General features: G+C 72.3%; 14 protein-coding genes. 9 read left to right on the top strand and 5 right to left on the bottom strand.

Features of this window, described 5'->3' with window-relative positions:
- Positions 1-102 precede the first annotated feature (102 nt).
- Positions 103-1,191, top strand: a complete 1,089-nt coding sequence (locus tag ABZT12_RS34635; RefSeq protein ID WP_356392260.1) for a branched-chain amino acid aminotransferase — start codon at positions 103-105, stop codon at positions 1,189-1,191.
- A gap of 449 nt (positions 1,192-1,640) precedes the next feature.
- Complete coding sequence (cimA, locus tag ABZT12_RS34630; RefSeq protein WP_356392257.1) at positions 1,641-3,245, top strand: citramalate synthase; 1,605 nt, start codon at positions 1,641-1,643, stop codon at positions 3,243-3,245.
- Positions 3,246-3,318: 73 nt separating this feature from the next.
- On the opposite strand, the gene ABZT12_RS34625 is transcribed toward cimA, so the two are convergent.
- Positions 3,319-5,184, bottom strand: coding sequence for a ricin-type beta-trefoil lectin domain protein (locus ABZT12_RS34625; protein WP_356392255.1), 1,866 nt, complete (start codon positions 5,182-5,184; stop codon positions 3,319-3,321).
- Positions 5,185-5,310: 126 nt separating this feature from the next.
- On the opposite strand from ABZT12_RS34625, the gene ABZT12_RS34620 reads away from it, so the two are divergent.
- Positions 5,311-8,322: a glycoside hydrolase family 3 N-terminal domain-containing protein gene (locus ABZT12_RS34620; protein WP_356392252.1), complete on the top strand. Its 3,012-nt coding sequence runs from the start codon at positions 5,311-5,313 to the stop codon at positions 8,320-8,322.
- A 49-nt stretch (positions 8,323-8,371) separates the two neighbouring features.
- On the opposite strand, the gene ABZT12_RS34615 is transcribed toward ABZT12_RS34620, so the two are convergent.
- Positions 8,372-9,118, bottom strand: a complete 747-nt coding sequence (locus ABZT12_RS34615) for a DUF1838 family protein (RefSeq protein ID WP_356392250.1) — start codon at positions 9,116-9,118, stop codon at positions 8,372-8,374.
- A 141-nt stretch (positions 9,119-9,259) separates the two neighbouring features.
- Between ABZT12_RS34615 and ABZT12_RS34610 the strand changes: the two genes are divergently transcribed.
- Positions 9,260-10,654, top strand: coding sequence for a hypothetical protein (locus ABZT12_RS34610; protein ID WP_356392248.1), 1,395 nt, complete (start codon positions 9,260-9,262; stop codon positions 10,652-10,654).
- Between the two features lie 81 nt (positions 10,655-10,735).
- Positions 10,736-11,236 (top strand): FUSC family protein, encoded by a 501-nt coding sequence (locus tag ABZT12_RS34605; RefSeq protein ID WP_356392245.1) that lies wholly within the window; start codon positions 10,736-10,738, stop codon positions 11,234-11,236.
- Here ABZT12_RS34605 and ABZT12_RS34600 read toward each other — a convergent pair.
- Positions 11,200-11,865, bottom strand: coding sequence for a response regulator transcription factor (locus ABZT12_RS34600; RefSeq protein WP_356392242.1), 666 nt, complete (start codon positions 11,863-11,865; stop codon positions 11,200-11,202). The genes ABZT12_RS34605 and ABZT12_RS34600 overlap by 37 nt on opposite strands.
- Positions 11,862-12,920, bottom strand: a complete 1,059-nt coding sequence (locus tag ABZT12_RS34595; protein WP_356392321.1) for a sensor histidine kinase — start codon at positions 12,918-12,920, stop codon at positions 11,862-11,864. Before ABZT12_RS34595 ends, ABZT12_RS34600 begins: the two co-directional genes overlap by 4 nt.
- A gap of 221 nt (positions 12,921-13,141) precedes the next feature.
- Between ABZT12_RS34595 and ABZT12_RS34590 the strand changes: the two genes are divergently transcribed.
- The 3 genes from ABZT12_RS34590 to ABZT12_RS34580 are packed head-to-tail and all read left to right on the top strand — an operon-like array spanning position 13,142 to position 16,406.
- On the top strand, positions 13,142-14,083 hold the full coding sequence (locus ABZT12_RS34590; protein ID WP_356392239.1) for an ATP-binding cassette domain-containing protein: 942 nt from the start codon (positions 13,142-13,144) through the stop codon (positions 14,081-14,083).
- Entirely contained in the window at positions 14,080-15,621 is a 1,542-nt protein-coding gene (locus ABZT12_RS34585) for an ABC transporter permease subunit (RefSeq protein ID WP_356392236.1), read from the top strand. The genes ABZT12_RS34590 and ABZT12_RS34585 overlap by 4 nt, the downstream gene beginning before the upstream one ends.
- The gene (locus ABZT12_RS34580; protein WP_356392233.1) at positions 15,618-16,406 is read left to right on the top strand and encodes an ABC transporter permease; all 789 of its coding nucleotides are present in this window, start codon (positions 15,618-15,620) and stop codon (positions 16,404-16,406) included. The genes ABZT12_RS34585 and ABZT12_RS34580 overlap by 4 nt, the downstream gene beginning before the upstream one ends.
- A 106-nt stretch (positions 16,407-16,512) precedes the next feature.
- On the opposite strand, the gene ABZT12_RS34575 is transcribed toward ABZT12_RS34580, so the two are convergent.
- Complete coding sequence (locus ABZT12_RS34575) at positions 16,513-17,133, bottom strand: YceI family protein (protein WP_356392231.1); 621 nt, start codon at positions 17,131-17,133, stop codon at positions 16,513-16,515.
- A 387-nt stretch (positions 17,134-17,520) separates the two neighbouring features.
- On the opposite strand from ABZT12_RS34575, the gene ABZT12_RS34570 reads away from it, so the two are divergent.
- Positions 17,521-17,939: carboxyl transferase domain-containing protein (locus ABZT12_RS34570; RefSeq protein ID WP_356392228.1), on the top strand; the 419-nt coding region annotated here is incomplete at its 3' end.

The following is a 17,939-nucleotide window of genomic DNA, read 5'->3' as shown; positions in this document are numbered from 1 at the left end:
CCGCGGTACGCGGGAATGCTCGGACGTCCTCACACCGGCCACCGGCCGGCGGGGAGCCGTGAGCGCGGCCCGTCACACACAACCGGTGAAGGACACCCACAGATGACGACGCCCACGATCGAGCTCAAGCCCTCCGCCGGCCCGCTCTCCGCCGCCGAGCGCGACGCGATACTGGCGAACCCCGGCTTCGGCCGCCACTTCACCGACCACATGGTGACGATCAAGTGGACGGAGGGCCGTGGCTGGCACGACGGACAGCTGGTGCCGTACGGCCCGCTCTCCATGGACCCGGCGAACATGACCCTGCACTACGCGCAGGAGATCTTCGAGGGGCTCAAGGCCTACCGCCAGGCCGACGGTTCCGTCGCCACCTTCCGCCCCGACAAGAACGCCCGCCGCTTCCAGGCGTCCGCCCGCCGGCTCGGCATGCCCGAGCTGCCGGTCGAGACGTTCATCGAGGCGTGCGACGTGCTGGTCGCCCAGGACCGCGACTGGGTCCCGGCGCACGGCGGCGAAGAGTCCCTCTACCTGCGCCCGTTCATGATCGCGACCGAGGTCGGCCTGGGCGTGAAGCCCGCCAACGAGTACCTCTTCCTGGTCATCGCCTCCCCGGCGGGCGCCTACTTCCCCGGCGGCGTCAAGCCGGTCTCCATCTGGGTGTCCGAGGACCACGTCCGCGCCGTGCCGGGCGGCATGGGCGACGCCAAGACCGGCGGCAACTACGCGGCGTCCCTCCTCGCCCAGGCCGAGGCCGCCCAGCGGGGCTGCGCCCAGGTCTGCTACCTCGACGCGGTCGAGCGCCGGTGGGTCGAGGAACTCGGCGGCATGAACCTGTACTTCGTGTACGGCGACCGGATCGTCACCCCGACCCTGACCGGCTCCATCCTGGAGGGCGTCACCCGCGACTCCCTGCTGACCCTCGCCCGCGACCTCGGCTACGGGGCCGAGGAGGGCCGGGTCTCCATCGACCAGTGGCAGCGCGACGCGGAGAACGGCTCACTGACCGAGGTCTTCGCCTGCGGCACCGCGGCCGTGATCACCCCGGTCGGCACGGTCAAGCGGACCGGCGCCGAGTGGCGGCAGTCCGCGGGCGAGCCCGGCGAGGTCACCCTGCGTCTGCGCGGTGCCCTGCTCGACATCCAGCGCGGCTCCGCCGTCGACAAGCACGGCTGGATGCACCCCCTGGGCTGAGCGGGCCCGCCGCGTGGTGGCCCGGGTGCGCCCGCCTCCGACCCGGGGCGGGCGCCCCCGCCCCGGGTCGGAGCGCCGTAGATCGCCCTTGACGCCCCCTTGACGCCCCCCTGCTCCGAGGTCGATCCGCGGTTGATCAGCGGACCGTTCGCATCATGAGACGGACGGTGAACACCGCGGCGGAATGTGCCAGACTGCCCGCGTGTTCTCGTTCGCCACGATTATTGGCAGCAGGCGCGCCGGTCCGCAGTGACCGCCACGTACGACCAGGTACGGGCGGCACCGTCGTCCTCGACCCGCGCGCAGACCTCTCGCACCCGCGAGGGGTTTTTCGCTTTTCTGGCCCACCCACAGCCGGGGAAGCGGTGCGAGGGATCATTGGGGGACGGTGGAGCCGGTCATTCCGGTACAGACCGAGATTCAAGATCCTCATCAGGAGCGTTCAGACCATGACGGAAACCAGCGAACTCGACGACTCGTTCCACGTCTTCGACACCACCCTGCGCGACGGCGCGCAGCGTGAGGGCATCAACCTCACCGTCGCGGACAAGCTGGCCATCGCACGGCACCTGGACGACTTCGGCGTGGGCTTCATCGAGGGCGGCTGGCCCGGCGCCAACCCGCGGGACACCGAGTTCTTCGCCCGCGCCCAGCGGGAGATCGACTTCAGGCACGCCCAGCTCGTCGCCTTCGGCGCCACCCGCCGGGCCGGCGCCAAGGCCGCCGAGGACCCCCAGGTCAAGGCGTTGCTGGAGTCCGGCGCCCAGGTGATCACCCTGGTCGCGAAGTCCCACGACCGGCATGTCGAACTCGCGTTGCGCACCACGCTGGAAGAGAACCTGGAGATGGTCCGCGACACCGTCTCCCACCTCGTCGCACAGGGCCGCCGCGTCTTCGTCGACTGCGAGCACTTCTTCGACGGCTACCGCGCCAACCCCGAGTACGCCAAGGCGGTCGTCCGTACGGCGTCGGAGGCCGGCGCGTCCGTGGTGATCCTCTGCGACACCAACGGCGGGATGCTCCCGGCGCAGGTCCAGGCGGTCGTCTCCACCGTCCTCGCCGACACCGGGGCCCGGCTCGGCATCCACACCCAGGACGACACGGGCTGCGCGGTCGCCAACACCCTCGCCGCCGTCGACGCGGGCGCGACCCACGTCCAGTGCACGGCCAACGGCTACGGCGAGCGGGTCGGCAACGCCAACCTCTTCCCGGTCGTCGCCGCCCTGGAGCTGAAGTACGGCAAGAAGGTGCTGCCCGAGGGCAAGCTGCGCGAGATGACCCGGATCTCGCACGCCATCGCCGAGGTCGTCAACCTCACCCCCTCCACCCACCAGCCCTACGTGGGCGTCTCCGCCTTCGCCCACAAGGCCGGCCTGCACGCCTCCGCGATCAAGGTCGACCCCGACCTGTACCAGCACATCGACCCCGAGCAGGTCGGCAACACGATGCGGATGCTCGTCTCCGACATGGCGGGCCGCGCCTCCATCGAGCTCAAGGGCAAGGAACTGGGCATCGACATCAGCGACGACCGGGAGCTGGTCGGCCGGGTCGTGGAGCGGGTGAAGGAGCGCGAACTCCAGGGCTACACCTACGAGGCGGCCGACGCGAGCTTCGAACTCCTGCTGCGCGCCGAGGCGGAGGGCCGGCCCCGCACGTACTTCCAGGTCGAGTCCTGGCGCGCGATCGTCGAGGACCGCCCCGACGGCACCCACGCCAACGAGGCGACCGTCAAGCTCTACGCGAAGGGCGAGCGCATCGTCGCCACCGCGGAGGGCAACGGCCCGGTCAACGCCCTCGACCGCGCCCTGCGCGTCGCCCTGGAGAAGATCTACCCCCAGCTCGCCAAGCTCGGCCTGGTCGACTACAAGGTGCGCATCCTGGAGGGCAAGCACGGCACGTCCTCCACCACCCGCGTCCTCATCGCCACCTCTGACGGCACCGGCGAGTGGTCCACGGTGGGTGTGGCGGAGAACGTCATCGCCGCCTCCTGGCAGGCGCTGGAGGACGCGTACACGTACGGCCTGCTGCGCGCGGGTGTGACGCCGGCCGAGTAGACCGGCGGCGGTGAGAGCCTCGGCGAGGCGGGCCGCCCGCACCCGCCGAGGCGCCCCGCCCACGCCTACGCGCCTACGTCAGCCGCCACTTCTGGTTGGCGGCCCCCGTGCACGACCAGATCTGCGCCCGGGTCCCGTTGGCCGACGCGTTGCCGGTCACGTCCAGGCACTTGTTCGCGGCCGTGTTCACCACGTCACCGGTCGACGCGTCGTACGACCACTGCTGCGCACCGGAGCCGTTGCAGTCGTAGAGCTGCACCTTCGCCCCGTCCGCCGTCGACGCCGAGGTCACGTCCAGGCACTTGCCGAGCGCCCGCACCGACCCGTCGTCCCGCATGGTCCACTGCTGGGCGGTCGAGCCGTTGCAGTCGTAGAGCTGTACCGCGGTGCCGTTGGCGGCCGAACCCCCGGCGATGTCGAGGCACTTGCCCGCCAGGCCGACGAAGGTGCCGGTCCGGCCGGTGGAGCCGGACGGGGTGCCCGTCCAGGTGAAGGTGGCGGAGGTCTTGCCGGGCAGCGAGTAAGTGGCGTGCTGGCCGCCCCAGTCGATGGTCACGGTCTTCGCGGTCGACGCGTCGTTGTAGGCGATCAGCGCTTTGGAGCCGTCCGGGTTGCGCCAGGCCACGTTCGGTACGGCGGTGGACGCCGTCGACGCGATCCGCTGGGCTCCCGGCCGGACGAACTTGGTCAGCTGGCCCATCGTGTAGTACTCGACGGTGTAGTCGACCGATCCGCTCGCCCCGTCCCCGTTGTGCACGGTGACCAGCCCCGTGCAGGTGCCGCAACCCCCGTTGTGCGGGCCCATGTTCTGGTCCACGGCGAGGGACCACTTGGTCACCGACTTCGCCCAGTTGCGGGTGTAGTCGATGATGTTGTTCATGTCCTCGCGCTGCTGGTTGGCGATCCAGGTGCCGCCGGAGTGCTCGGTGGCGAAGGCGTCCAGCGTGGGGTACTTGTCGTGGACGGTGGTCTGTTCGCCCACGTCACCGCCGTAGCCGTGCCAGGCGACGCCGCCGAAGTTCGGGTTGGCGCGGACCGCCGCGTCGTCCACGGTCGGCGCCGCGTAACCGTCGTAGGTGTCCCAGTTCCAGTCGTGCGCCAGCACCTTCGTCGCCAGACCGGACGCGTTGAGCTTCGGCAGCAGCTCGCTCTTGGTGAAGTAGGCGAGCCCGGAGGCGTTCCAGCTCATCGAGGGGTAGCCGGAGCAGCACGTCGGCTCGTTCTGGGCGGTCACGTAGGAGACCGGCACGCCCTGACTCGCGTACGCCTGGAGGTACTTGACGAAGTAGGAGGCGTAGGCGCCGTAGTCCTCGGCCTTCAGCCAGCCGCCGTTGAGCGTCCCGCTGTCCTTCATCCAGGCCGGCGCGGTCCACGGGGTGGCCATCACGGTCAGGGACGGGTTGAGCTGGAGGGCCTGCCTGGTCAGCGGCACCACGTCCGCGAGGTCGTGCGCGATCGAGAAGGAGGTCAGGTTCGGGTCGGTCTGCCCGGCCGGCACGTCGTCGTACGTGTACCCGTACCGCGCCAGGTCCGAGGCGCCCATCGGATTGCGCAGGAACGACAGCCCGATCCCGTCCGTCGGCGAGAACAGCTTGCGCAGGGCCGCGTCCCGGGTCGCCGCCGACAGCGCCCCGCTGCTGTTCATCAGCCAGGCCGCGGTGTCCGTGAAGGACGCGCCGCCGCCGGTGAACGTCTGGTAGCGGGTGTTCTCGTCGACGGTGATGTTCTCGCCGCCGCCGCCGGTGCCCGACTGGAAGGCGAACGGTGCCTGGGCCTGGAGCCCGCGGACGACATGCCGTCCGCCGGTGTCGTCGGTCGTGGTGAGCCAGGCGGTCACCTGTTCACCGGCCGCGTGCGCGGGGGGTACGGCCGCGGTGAAGCCGGCCACGGAGACCAGTCCGGCCAGCAGCAGCCGGGCCGTGCGGGGGATTCTCCTCATGAATGCTCGCCCTTTCTGACGGGATGTCTTGACGGGGCTGCGGTGTGTCAGTTAACTCACGGCGTGATCTAAGTAGTGAGCGAACTGAGTGACCCCAGAGTGAACCAGAGAGCCGAGGGAAGGTCCATGCCAAGAACCGCCCTGCTCGTGTCCACCGCCCTGCTGGCCGCAGTGCTGTCGCCGGCCGTCTCGCAGGCGGCCGACGCCCCCGCACCGGTCCCCGTCGACCGCTTCGAGGGCGAGGTGCCCTTCGCGAGCCAGCCCGCCGACGGCATCTTCACCTGGGGCGGCGACAGCGACGACCCGCCGCACCTCCGGTTCGCCGACCGCGCCGACGCCCCCGAGGGCGCCAAGGTCCTCGCCGGGACGTACGACATCAGCGGCTACGGCGGCTTCAGCCACGACTTCGCCGCGAACGAGCCCGCCCACGACTGGTCAGCGCACCAGGGCATCCGCTTCTGGTGGGACGGCCGGAACACCGGCAAGAAGACCAACCTGGAGATCAAGGACGGCGGCGCGAACGGCGAGGCCTCCGAACTGTGGACGACGTCCTTCACGGACGACTTCACCGGCTGGAAGCGGATCGAGATCCCCTTCGCCGACTTCGTCTACCGCACGGACTACCAGCCCGTCGGCGGTATCGACCACGTCCTCGGCCTCACCCAGATGTGGGGGTACGCGGTCACGCTCCCGGTCGGCGTCCAGGGCGAGTTCGCCATGGACGACGTCGAGTTGTACGGCCGGGCCGACCAGACCCTGCGCGCGGCCGTCACCACCGGCTCCGCGGTCTACCCGGTCAAGGAGGGCGGCACGGCGACCGTCGGGGTCACCGTCGCCACCACCGGCGCCGCCCCGCTCGACGACCCGGTGACCGTCGCCTACGAGTCCGCCGGCGGCACCGCGTCGCCCGGCACGGACTACACCCCGGTCTCCGGCACCCTCACCTTCCCCGCGGGCACCGCCTCCGGCACGACGAAGACCGTCAAGGTCCCCACCCGCAAGGACCGGTCCGCCGAGTCCGCCGAGACGATCCCGCTGAAGCTCACGGTCACCGGCGCCAAGGCGCCCGCCGAGAACCCGCAGGTCGTCATCGACGCGCACGGACTGCCGTACCTGGACAGCAAGTTGCCCGTCAAGAAGCGGGTCGCCGACCTCGTCTCGCGGATGTCCCTGGCGGAGAAGGCTGGCCAGATGACCCAGGCCGAACGCGGCGCGATCACCGCACCGGGCGACATCGCCTCCTACGGCCTCGGCTCGCTGCTCTCCGGCGGCGGCTCCACCCCGACGCCCAACACCCCGGCGGCCTGGGCGCAGATGATCGACGGGTTCCAACTCCGGGCGCAGGCGACCCGGTTCCAGATCCCGCTGATCTACGGTGTGGACGCGGTGCACGGCCACAACAACCTGGCCGGTGCGACGATCATGCCCCACAACATCGGCATCGGCGCCACCCGCGACCCCCAACTCGCGCAGGACACGGGGGCGGTGACGGCCAGTGAGGTGCGGGCGACCGGCGTCCCCTGGGACTTCGCCCCCTGCCTCTGCGTCACCCGCGACGAGCGCTGGGGCCGCTCCTACGAGTCCTTCGGCGAGGACCCGGCGCTCGTCGAGTCCATGGAGACCGTCATCCAGGGCCTCCAAGGTGCCGCGAACGGCAAGGAGTTGAAGGACGACGACAAGGTCCTCGCCACCGCCAAGCACTTCGTGGGCGACGGCGGCACCGCGTACGGCTCCTCCACCACCGGCACGTACACCGTCGACCAGGGCGTCACCAAGGTCACCCGGCAGCAGCTGGAGGCCGTGCACCTGGCCCCGTTCCGGACGGCCGTGGACCGGGGCGTCGGCACGGTCATGCCCTCCTACTCGTCGCTCGACATCCTCGGTGACGGCCTGGGCCCGGTGAAGATGCACGCCCGCGCCGACATGATCAACGGCGTCCTCAAGGGCCGGATGGGCTTCGACGGCTTCGTCATCAGCGACTGGAACGCCATCGACCAACTCCCCGGCGACTACGCCGCCCACGTCCGCACGGCGGTCGACGCCGGCGTCGACATGATGATGGTGCCGTACACCTACAAGGAGTTCAGCGGCACGCTCGCCGACGAGGTCGACGCCGGCCGGATCAGCCGGCAGCGGATCGACGACGCCGTCTCCCGCGTCCTCACGCAGAAGTTCAGGCTCGGCCTCTTCGAGAAGCCGTACGCCGACACCCGCAACGCCGCCCAGATCGGCTCGGCCGCACACCGGGCCGTGGCGCGCCGGGCGGCGGCCGAGTCGCAGGTGCTGCTGAAGAACGCGGGCGGGGTGCTGCCGCTGAAGACATCGCAGAAGGTGTACGTCGCCGGTTCCAACGCCGACGACCTCGGCAACCAGACCGGCGGCTGGACCATCACCTGGCAGGGCTCCTCCGGCACCGCCACCACGGGCACGACGATCCTCCAGGGGATGCGGAACGCCGGCGGTGACGTCACCTACTCCAAGGACGCCTCCGCTCCGACCGGCGGCTACGACGTCGGTGTGGTCGTGGTCGGCGAGACCCCGTACGCCGAGGGCGTCGGCGACGTCGGCAACGGCAACGACCTGACGCTGACCCCCGCCGACCAGGCGGCCGTCGACAAGGTGTGCGCGGCGATGAAATGCGCGGTGCTGGTCGTCTCCGGCCGGCCGCAGCTGATCGGCGACCGGCTGGGCCGTATCGACTCCCTCGTCGCCTCCTGGCTGCCGGGCACGGAGGGCGACGGCGTGGCCGACGTCCTCTACGGCAAGCGGCCCTTCACCGGTCAACTCCCGGTCACCTGGCCCAAGTCGGAGGCCCAGCTGCCGATCAACGTCGGTGACACGGCGTACGACCCGCAGTTCCCGTACGGCTGGGGCCTGACCACCCTGACGAAGGCACCGGAGGGCGGCGCGGCCACCCTGAAGACGCTCGGGGCGGCGGCGGCCGTCGCCGAGAAGAAGCACGAGGCGCGGACCGGCCGGGCCCTCGTCACCAGGGCGCGGCTGATCGTCCAGCGGAAGGCCGGCCAGAACATCACGGCGGCGGTGGCGAAGCCGTTCGCCGACGCCGACCACCTGCTGCTGACCGGACGGTACGCGGCGGCCGTGGCGAAACTGGCGGACGCCTACCGGGCCGCCTAGGCGGCCGGACCCTGTCGGGCGGGCCGTCACCCGGTGGCGGCCCGCCCCGCTACGCCGGCGGGTTCAGCCGGCGGAAGTAGGTCCAGCTGGTCTCGTTCGGCTCGCTCCACCGCTCCGGGGCGCGGGCGAACTCCGGGTGCCGGGCGGCGACATACGCACGGGTGCGTTCGGGGACCTCGTCGTACGAGCCGAGCTTGCGGCCTCGGCAGTGGAAGGCGAGGCCGCCAGGGCGTTGGCCGCGGGCCATCCACGGGAGCCAGGGGGACATCCGGGTCCACGACATGGTGGCGGGGACGCCGGGCGCGGAGCCGGCCAGGTCGGCGCGGTCGGCGTAGAACTGGAACAGCTCCAGCGCCCGGTAGGTGTCGCCGGCCGAGTGCAGCGGGTACTGGTCCACCGGCAGCGGCGAGGGGTAGGCCAGCGGGATCTCCAGGCTGAAGCAGACCTGCCCGCCGAGTTCGGTCGTCGGTACCGGGAAGGGGCGCCACCTCTGGTTGGCCGGGTCGTTCCAGACGTGCGTCACCGGCAGCTCCTGCCAGGTCTCCAGGATCTCCCGGGTGACCGGGTCCAGGTAGAAGGCGGCCTCGCGGCTCAGCAGCCGGTAGGCGTCCGGGCCGTCCTCGGCGTCCTGCGCGAGGCGGGCCACGTTGAGCCCCTCGAACCCGAAGACGCGCTGGTAGGGCTCGTCGGGGGCCCACGAGTACACGTCCCCGGACCACCAGTACGTGACCTCGGCGCCGTCGAGCGAGGCCCGGGTGCGGGCGAGGGAACGGAGCGACTGTGCGGGTGTCGTCATACGGAGTACTCTGCGCGACCGCCGCCCCGTCCGCGTACCGCACGCAGGACGGCAGGAACCCGGGTCCGCCGGAAGCGGAAGCGGAGCCCGGCCGTCCGCCGCCGCCGACCGCTCCGGTGCCGCTTCGGGTAGCGTCGAATCATGAAGGCCGTCGTACGGAACCGAAGCCTGCCAGGGGTGCTGCTCGCCCTGCTGCTCACCGCGCTGACCCTGCTGACCACGTGGACGACGGCGACCCCGGCCGCCGCCGACACCCGTGTCTCGACGATCGCCAGGGCGCTGCGCGAGAGCCCCGTCTACGTCGACCCGGCCGCGCGCGGCCAGCTGTCGGCCGCCGACGCCGACGCCCTCGCCGGGCAGATCAAGAAGGCCGACAAGCCGGTCTTCGTCGCGGTCCTCCCGGCCGGTTACCCGACGCGGAACCTCTTCAGCGACCTGCGCACCGCGACCGGCGTCACCGGGCTCTACGCGATCCGCCTCGGCGACCGCTTCGACGCCCGCGCCGACTCCTCGGTCCTGTCGAACACGGCCGTGCGCAACCTGGCGAGCAGCGTGCAGGGCGAGAGCGCGCGGACCCAGCTGAGCGACTTCACCGACAGCGCCGTCGCCCACATGGGCGGCTCGGCACCGGCGTCCTGGGGCTCGTCGGGGAGCGGAGGCGTCTCGTCCACGGCGCTGATCGTGGCGGGCGGGGTCCTGGTGGCGGGCGGAGTGGGCGCGTACACCCTGGCCCGGCGCGGCCGTCGCCGCCGCGAGGAGGAGCAGCGGGCCGCGCTGGAGCGGCTGCGGGTCGTCGTCGACGAGGACATCACCGCGTTCGGCGAGGAGCTGGACCGGCTCGACTTCCACCCGGCTGAGGCCGGCGCCGACGACGCCATGCGCGCGGACTACGAGCGTGCACTGGACGCCTATGAGCAGGCGAAGTCCTCGATGGCCCAGGCCACGAGGGCCGAGGACGTGCGGGCCGTCACCCAGGCACTGGAGGACGGCCGCTTCTCGCTCGCCCAACTCGCCGCCCGCCGCGAGGGCCGTCCGCTGCCCGAGCGCAGGGCCCCCTGTTTCTTCGACCCGCGGCACGGCCCCTCGGTCGCCGACGCCACCTGGACGCCCCCGGGCGGCGCGTCCCGCGAGGTCCCGGTCTGCGCCGCCGACCGGACGCGCCTCGCGGACGGCCGTGACCCGATGATCCGCGAGGTCGACACCGACCAGGGGCGCCGCCCGTACTGGGACGCGGGCCCCGCCTACGGCCCCTGGGCGGGCGGCTACTTCGGCGGCGGCCTGCTCCCCGGCCTCCTCGTCGGCACCCTGCTCGGCAGCATGATGTCCACCCCGTCCTACGCCGCCGACTACGGCACCGGCTACGGCGACTTCGGCGGGGGAGGCTACGACGGCGGCGACGTGTCCGGCTCCGACTTCGACCCGGGCGACTTCGGGGGCGGCTTCGGCGACGGCGGCGGGGGAGGCGACTTCGGTGGTGGCGGCGGGGACTTCGGCGGCGGTGGCGGCGGCGGGGACTTCGGCGGCGGCGGATTCTGAGCGACCGGGCCCGGTTCCGGGTCCGGTCCGTCCGCCAGCCGCTCCATCAGCGCCCCCGCCAGCTTCAGCACCCCCCGCTCGGTGTCGCCGAGTGACGCCAGAACGCCCGAGATGGCGGCCGGGATCGCCGCCGCCTTCGCCCTCGGCCGCCTCCTCTTCGACGACCACTGGCCGTGGGTGGTCCTCACCGCGTACGTCGCCGCGAGCGGCAACCGAGGCCGAACCGACGTACTGCGCAAGGGAGTCGAGCGGCTCGCCGGAGCCACGGCCGGCACGCTGCTGGCCGCGGGCGTGGCAGCGGCCGACGTCACCGGCCACACCCGCGTGGCGCTGATGTTCGCCGTCCTCACGGTCGCGCTGTGGCTGCGTCCCCTCTCCTACGCGTACTGGGCGGCGGGCATCACCTGCGCCCTCTCCCTCCTCCTCGGCTACTTCGGCCAGGACGCGCTCGGCCTGCTGCCCACCCGGCTCGAAGGGATCGCGGTCGGCGCGCTGTCGGCGGTGGCGGCGGCGTGGTGGCTGCTGCCGGTGCCACGCGCCCGCCGTCAGCCCGTCCGCGGCACGACGAGCCCGGTCTCGTAGGCCATCACCACGGCCTGTGTACGGTCGCGCAGCCCCAGCTTGGACAGGATGCGGCTGACGTGGGTCTTCACGGTCTCCTCGCCGACGTGCAACCGCCCGGCGAGCTCCGGATTGGACAGCCCCTCCGCGAGCAGCCGCAGCACGTCGGTCTCGCGCGGGGTCAGGACACCGAGCCCCGACCGTGCCGCCGGGGCGGGCGCCGGGGGCCGCAGCCGCGCGAACTCAGCGATCAGCCGCCGGGTGATGCCGGGGGCGAGCAGCGCCTCACCGGCGGCGACGACCCGTACCGCCTCGAAGAGCCGTTCGGCGGTCACGTCCTTGAGCAGGAACCCGCTGGCACCGGCGGCGAGCGCGTCGTAGACATGCTCGTCGAGGTCGAAGGTGGTCAGCACGAGCACGCGGGGCGCGTGGGGTCCCTGGAGCCGCGCGGTGGCCTCGATCCCGTCCATCACCGGCATACGTACGTCCATCAGCACGACGTCCGGCGACTGCGCCCGGCAGACACGCACCGCCTCGGCCCCGTCGCGGGCCGTACCGACGACCGCGAAGTCGGCCTGGGTGGCGAGGAGTCCGGCGTATCCGGCCCGGACGACCTCGTGGTCGTCGGCGACGACGACCCGGATGGTCATGCCGGCGTCTCCGAGGTGAGGGGCAGCCGCGCTTCGACCACGAAGCCGCCGCCGGCCGCGGGCCCGGTGCGCAGGGTGCCGCCGACGGTGGCGGCGCGCTCGCGCATCCCGAGCAGACCGTGGCCGGAGACGTCGCCCGCGGGACCGGGACCGTTGTCGCGTACGCGCACCGCCAACTCCCCCTTCCGGTAATGGAGTTCCACATCCACGGCGGCCCCCGGCGCGTGCCGGCGGGCGTTGGTGAGGGCCTCCTGGACGATCCGGTACGCGGTGACCCCGGTGCCGGGATCGAGGGGGGCGACGGTTCCGCTGACGATGAGCCGGGCACGGGAACCGGCCGCGTCCCGGGCCGCGTCGACGAGTTCCATGAGCTGGCCGAGACCGGGCTGGGGCCGCCGCTGCACCCCCGTCTCGGCGTCCTCCCGGAGCACGCCCAGCAGCCGCCGCATCTCGGTCAGGGCGGTGCGCGCGGTGTCGCCGATGGCGAGCAGCCGGGTGGCGCCCTCGGCCGGCAGCCCGGGAGTGGTGAGCCGGGCGGTCTCCGCCTGGACGGCGATCATCGAGATGTGATGCGCGACGACATCGTGCAACTCCCGTGCGATGCGCGCCCGTTCACCCCGGGCGGCGTGTTCGAGGAGGGTGTCCGCGAAGGCCCGCTCGGTCGCGCTGTGGGCCAGTGCCGTGCTGCGCGCCTGGTGGGCGATGCCGGTGGCCGCGGCGGCGGAGGCGAGCGTCGCCACGAGCACGGCGACGATCCTGGTGGGCTCCTCGTGGCTGCCGAGCGCGATCCCGACGTAGGGCAGCACCGAGAGGCCGCCGAGCCGGGCGCCCCCGGCCCGGCCCAGCACGTACACGCACACCAACTGGGCCACGACCCCGCCGACGGTGAGCCCTCCGAAGGGCACGAGTGACAGCACGCAGGCGGTACCGACCGCGACGGCGGCACCGCGGCGCGCGAGGCGCCCGGCCCCGAGGACGAGGGCCAGGGGCAGGGTGGACGCCAGGGCGAGCAGCAGCAGGACGGCGAGGTGGCCGGCCAGGTCAGCGCCGCGCAGGAGGACTTCGGAGACGGCGAGGACGGTGAGGGCGACCCCCGCGAGCACGGCGCGGGTACCGGCTTCGGCGGTCCGCCACCGGGACACCACCGCCCGTACGCCCGCGCTCTCGTCACTCACTCCGTCATTGTGCCGACACCCCTGCCCCGCGGCGTCCCCCTCGTGAGGGACCTCGCGGGCGGGACGACGCACCGCGCCCGCCGCCCCTAGCCTCCCTCCCCATGAGCGACGCAGCGATCGAAGTGCGCGACCTGCGCAAGCGGTTCGGCCGGACCCTCGCGGTCGACGGCCTCTCCTTCACGGTCCAGCCCGGCACGGTGACCGGGTTCGTGGGTCCCAATGGCGCGGGCAAGTCCACCACCATGCGCTCCCTCCTCGGCCTTGACACCCCCGACGAGGGCCGGGCGCTGATCGGCGGCCACCCCTACCAGGCCCTGCGCACCCCGCTGTTGGAGGTCGGCGCCCTGCTGGACGCCGCCGCCCTGCATCCCGGCCGCCGGGGCCGCGACCACCTGCGCTGGCTGGCCCACTCCCACGGCTTGCGGATGAGCCGCGTGGACGAGGTCCTCGAACAGGTCGGCATGGAGCAGGCGGCGCGCCGAAGAGCGGGCGGCTACTCCCTGGGCATGCGCCAACGCCTGGGCATGGCGGTCGCGTTGCTCGGTGACCCTCCGGTCCTTCTCCTCGACGAACCGGTCAACGGCCTGGACCCCGAGGGCATCCGGTGGATGCGCACCCTCCTGCGCCACCTGGCGGCCGAAGGGCGCGCGGTGCTGGTCTCCAGCCACCTGATGAGCGAACTCGAAGACACGGCCGACCACTTGGTGGTCATCGGCAAGGGCCGTCTGATCGCCGACACGGCGGTGGCGGACCTCCTCGCGGCGGCCTCCGGCGACCGGGTACGGCTGCGCACGAGCAGTCGCGGGGAAGCCATGGAGGTGCTGGCCCGGGAGGGCGGCACGGTCGCCGTCATCGACCGGGACACCCTCACCGTCACCGGCCTGCCCGCCGAACGGATCGTACAACTGCTCTCCGCGTCGAGGGTCCCCTTCGCCGAAGTGGGCGCGCACAGAGCGACGTTGGAGGAGGCGTACATGGAACTCACCCGGGACGCGGTCGAGTTCGGCTCGGCCACCGTCGGAACGGACGAGGTGACCCGGTGACGACGACACCCACGAGGACGGTCCCGCCGTACCGTTCGGCCCTCCATCCGGCGCAGGCCGGCTTCGGCCGCCTGCTGCGCGCGGAGTGGGCCAAGTTCTGGACGGTCAGGGGCTGGCTGCTGGTGCTGGTACTGGCGGCCGTGGTCACCGCCGCGATCTGCCAGTTGGGCGCGAGCGGCTCCAGCGTCAGCGGCGGCCCCGCGGTCGTCCTCGGCCCGGGCGGCGAGCACGTCAACGACTCCTTCCGCTTCGCCCACCGCACGCTGACCGGCGACGGCACCGTCACCGCCCGGGTCACCGGGCTGAAGGGCACCGGCGGCAGGGCCCCGGGGCCCTGGGCGAAGGCCGGGATCATCGTCAAGTCGAGCCTGAGGCCGGGCGCGCCGTACGCGGCGGTGCTGGCCACCTCCGCCCACGGCGTCCGCATGCAGTGGAACTTCACCCACGACACCGCGGCCGGCGGCAGCGCCCCGACCAGGACACCGACGTGGCTCCGCCTGAAGAGGCGGGGCGACGACCTGACCGGCTACGCGTCCGAGGACGGCCGGCACTGGACCCGGGTCGCCGAGGTACGCGTCGCCGGCCTGCCCGAGACGGTCCAGGCGGGGCCGTTCCTGGCGGCCCCGGCCCGCGAGGTCGTCCACCGCTCCTTCGGCGGCACGAGCGAGGTGGCGGGCAGCGGACAGGCCACCGGCACCTTCGACCACCTCAACCTCCGGGGCAGGTCGGGCGGGGCCGGCTGGAAGGCCACGGACGTCGGCGCCCCCGCCCCCGACGGCCCGGCCCCGGGGAACAGGCGGCCCGGCACGACGGCGGTGTCCGCGACCGGCACCTACACCCTCACCGGCCAGGGAGACATCGCCCCCGAGGAGAACAGCCCCGACATGGTCCAGATGAGCTTCCAGGGAGTCTTCGTGGGCCTTCTCTTCATGGCCGCCCTGGGCACCCTCTTCGTGACGAGCGAGTACAAACGGGGCCTGATCCGTACGACGTTCACGGCGACGCCGTCCCGGCTGAAGGTGCTGGCGGCGAAGACGACGGTGACAGCGGCGGTCACCTTCGCGACCGGCCTGCCCGCCACGGCCGTCGGGTTCGTCCTGGCTCAGAGAACGCTGCGCGCCAACGGCTTCCGGCCGCCCGCCTTCCCCGACCTCTCCCTGCTGGAGAACCCGGCCCTGCGCGCGGTCGTGGGGAGCGCGGCACTGCTCTCGCTGGTGGCGGTCCTGGCCCTGGCCCTGGGCACGGTGCTGCGCAACAGCGCCGGTGCGATCGCGACCGTGGTCGTCCTCGTGGTCCTGCCGCAGATCCTGTCCTTCGCCTTCCCGCTGACCGCCGCGCAGTGGCTGCTGAGGGTGACACCGGCCGCGGCCTTCGCGGTCCAGCAGGGGCTGACGTACTACCCGCAGGTGCAGCACAACTGCCTGCCGGAGAGCGGCTGTTACCCCCTCGCCCCCTACGACGGCCTCGCGGTGCTGGCGGCCTACGCGGCGGCGGCCCTGCTGGTGGCGGCCTGGACGGTCCGCAGGAGGGACGCGTGAGGCGGCCCCTGCACGCGGAGTGGACCAAACTCCGTACGCTGCCGAGCACTTGGTGGCTCCTGGCGGCGACCGCCGCCCTGACCCCGGCGGTGGGCGCGGCGGCCGTGTCGTCGGTCACGGCCGAGGTGTGCCCGTCGCCGACGGCGTGCCACGAGGACACGGTGAGACTGAGCCTGACGGGCGTCCAGTTGAGCCAGGCGGTGTGCCTGGTGCTGGGCGTGCTGACGATGGGGGCGGAGTACGGCACGGGCACGATAGGTACGACGCTGACGGCGATGCCGGGGAGGTGGCGGGTGCTGACGGCGAAGGCGGTGGCCCTCTCGCTGCTGACCGGGGCGCCGGGCGCGCTGGGGGTGCTGTCCTCCCTGGGCCTGGCCCGCCTGATCCTCCCGGTCAACGGCTTCAAGGCGTCGACGGGCTACCCGCTGCCGACCCTGGGGGACGGCGCGACGCTTCGGGCGGCCGGCGGCTCGGTCCTCGTCCTCGTCCTGGTGGCGCTGCTGGGTCTCGCCCTGGCGACCCTGCTCCGCGACACGGGAGCCGCGCTCACCCTCGGCCTGGGCGTCCTCTACGTCGTCCCGGTCCTGTCCCGCCTCCTCGGCTCCCCTGCCTGGCAACACCGTCTGCAACGCTGGGCCCCGATGCCGGCGGCCCTGTCGATCCAGGCGACGAGGAACCTCGGCACCCTCGTGATCGGTCCATGGCCGGGACTGGGGGTGCTGGCGGCTTACGCGGTGGGGCTGTTGGGCGTCGGGGGAGTGTGGTTCAGGACGCGGGACGCGTGACGCCGGGCCCGAGCTGCGACGCCCCTGCCGCCCGGCCGCGCGCTCCGCCCTGACGGGCGGTCACGTGGGCGGCCGAGCGGAGCGGGAGCGGCCTCGGGACGCGGCGTCACGCGTTCTTGATCGCCGAGATGTCGAAGTTCAGCTTGATCTTGTCGGAGACGAGGACGCCGCCGGTCTCCAGCGCCGCGTTCCAGGTGAGGCCCCACGCCGAGCGGAGGATCTCGGCCTTGCCCTCGAAGCCGACGCGCTCGTTGCCGAACGGGTCCTTGGCCGCGCCGTTGAACTCCAGGTCGATGGTGAGCGGCTTGGTGGTGCCGAGGATCTCCAGGTCGCCGGTGACGCGGTAGTCGTCGCCGCCCAGGGACTCCACCGCGGTGGAGCGGAACGTCATCGCCGGGAACTCGTCCGTCTTGAAGAAGTCGGCGCTCTTGAGGTGCCCGTCGCGGTCCGCCGAACCGGTGTCGATGCTGTCCATCCGGATGTCGAGGGACGCCGTCGACTTGGCCGGGTCGGAGCCGTCCAGGTGCAGCGCGCCGGTGAAGTCGAGGAACTTGCCCTTGACGTTGGTGATCATCGCGTGGCGGGCGACGAAGCCGATCGTGGTGTGCGCCGGGTCGATCGTGTACTCACCGGTCAGCGCGGCGGCGGCCTCCGGGCTCACGGCGGCGGGCGCCGGGGCGGTGGCGGTGGCGGTCGTGTCGTCGTTCTTGCGGCCGAAGATGCTCATGAGGTGCTCCTTCAAGGGGACGGGAGGGTGGTGCCAGGCTCTGGAGACATTCTGTTGAATGTTCAATCAGTGCAACGAGATGGACCGTAGACCTATTCCATTCAATTTTCAACATCGTTCGCAGCGTCTTGCGCCTATTGCTCGGGGCGAGCTCCCGCGGCGGGTCCCGCGGTGCCGGCATCACCCGGGCGACGGCATCGGCGGCCGGTGAATGTGAGGCGGCTTACAGCCGTCGGGTTTGTATGACCCCTACAACCGGCGGACCCCCTGAGCAGTGGGAACGGCTGCATCGCGCGCGGGTTCTGTGCAGGGGTACCAGGAAAACGGGCCGGAGACTGTTCGGAGTCGACGGACCCCTTTCCTCGGTGTCCTTCGTAAGGTCACTACATGACCGTTTTGGATGAGGCGCCGGGTGAGCCGACGGACGCGCGCGGGCGAGTGGCCGAGCTGCACGACATTCGTGCGCGGGCACTGGCCGGGCCGAGCGAGAAGGCGACCGAGGCGCAGCACGCCAAGGGCAAGCTGACGGCCCGGGAGCGGATCGGGCTGTTGCTGGACGCGGGGTCGTTCCGGGAGGTCGAGCAGTTGCGGCGGCACCGGGCGAGCGGGTTCGGGCTGGAGACGAAGAGGCCGTACACGGATGGTGTGATCACCGGGTGGGGGACGGTGGAGGGCCGGACGGTCTTCGTGTACGCGCATGATTTCCGGATCTTCGGCGGTGCGCTGGGTGAGGCGCATGCCACGAAGATCCACAAGATCATGGACATGGCGATCTCGGCGGGGGCGCCGCTGGTGTCGCTGAACGA

Source organism: Streptomyces sp. NPDC005423 (genome assembly GCF_040606415.1).
In the GTDB taxonomy this organism is placed as follows: Bacteria; Actinomycetota; Actinomycetes; order Streptomycetales; family Streptomycetaceae; genus Streptomyces.
Note: the sequence above shows the minus strand (reverse complement) of the source record. Positions and strands in the feature narration are given on the sequence as shown.

What these genes read in the sequence shown, in the direction of transcription:
- ABZT12_RS34635 (WP_356392260.1), top strand. Translation starts at nt 103, where the DNA reads ATGACGACGCCCACGATCGAGCTCAAGCCCTCCGCCGGCCCGCTCTCC.
- cimA (WP_356392257.1), top strand. Translation starts at nt 1,641, where the DNA reads ATGACGGAAACCAGCGAACTCGACGACTCGTTCCACGTCTTCGACACC.
- ABZT12_RS34625 (WP_356392255.1), bottom strand. Translation starts at nt 5,184, where the DNA reads ATGAGGAGAATCCCCCGCACGGCCCGGCTGCTGCTGGCCGGACTGGTC.
- ABZT12_RS34620 (WP_356392252.1), top strand. Translation starts at nt 5,311, where the DNA reads ATGCCAAGAACCGCCCTGCTCGTGTCCACCGCCCTGCTGGCCGCAGTG.
- ABZT12_RS34615 (WP_356392250.1), bottom strand. Translation starts at nt 9,118, where the DNA reads ATGACGACACCCGCACAGTCGCTCCGTTCCCTCGCCCGCACCCGGGCC.
- ABZT12_RS34610 (WP_356392248.1), top strand. Translation starts at nt 9,260, where the DNA reads ATGAAGGCCGTCGTACGGAACCGAAGCCTGCCAGGGGTGCTGCTCGCC.
- ABZT12_RS34600 (WP_356392242.1), bottom strand. Translation starts at nt 11,865, where the DNA reads ATGACCATCCGGGTCGTCGTCGCCGACGACCACGAGGTCGTCCGGGCC.
- ABZT12_RS34590 (WP_356392239.1), top strand. Translation starts at nt 13,142, where the DNA reads ATGAGCGACGCAGCGATCGAAGTGCGCGACCTGCGCAAGCGGTTCGGC.
- ABZT12_RS34575 (WP_356392231.1), bottom strand. Translation starts at nt 17,133, where the DNA reads ATGAGCATCTTCGGCCGCAAGAACGACGACACGACCGCCACCGCCACC.